This is a genomic window from Neisseria sp. P0021.S007 (genome assembly GCF_051956855.1).
In genome coordinates this window covers 1-757 of sequence record NZ_JBQCXA010000406.1, presented here as the reverse complement: position 1 = coordinate 757, position 757 = coordinate 1, and the positions used below count along the sequence as shown (strand labels likewise).

The following is a 757-nucleotide window of genomic DNA, read 5'->3' as shown; positions in this document are numbered from 1 at the left end:
GTCCAATTCAGACGACATGGTTGCCGCCATAAATTCGGCGGGATAGTGGGCTTTGAGCCATGCGGTCTGATAGGAAATCAGGGCGTAGGCGGCGGCGTGGGATTTGTTGAAACCGTAGCCGGCGAATTTTTCCATGTAGTTGAAGATTTCGTCGGATTTTTCGCGCGAAATACCTTGTTTTGCCGCGCCTTCGGCGAAGATTTCGCGGTGTTTCACCATTTCTTCAGGCTTTTTCTTACCCATGGCGCGGCGCAGCAAGTCCGCGCCGCCGAGCGAGTAACCGCCGATAATCTGCGCCGCCTGCATCACTTGTTCCTGATACACCATAATGCAGTAGGTCGGCGCGAGGATGCCTTCGAGCAGCGGATGGATGTATTGGAATTCTTGGCCTTTCATACGCGCGACGAAGTCGGGAATGTTGTCCATCGGGCCGGGACGGTAGAGCGATACGAAGGCGATGAGTTCTTCAAACTTGGTCGTATGCGCCGTTTTCAGCATTTTTTTCATGCCGGTCGACTCAAACTGGAAGACGGCGGTGGTGTTCGCATCGCGGAAGATTTGGTAGGCGGCCTGGTCGTCAAGCGGAATCTTGCCGACATCGACGATATCGCCGGTGGTGCTTTTGATGTTGTTCTGCGCCATTTCGATAATGTTCAGGTTGCGCAGACCCAAAAAGTCGAATTTCACCAAACCCACGTCTTCCACATCGCCCTTGTCGTACATGGATACGGGCGAGGCGGATTCGTCCGCCTGATAC

Annotated in this window: 1 pseudogene; it reads right to left on the bottom strand. The window is 54.0% G+C overall.

Annotated elements, in window-relative coordinates:
• Positions 1-757, bottom strand: a pseudogene (locus ACTHUR_RS13670) (DNA polymerase III subunit alpha); the annotation flags it as partial.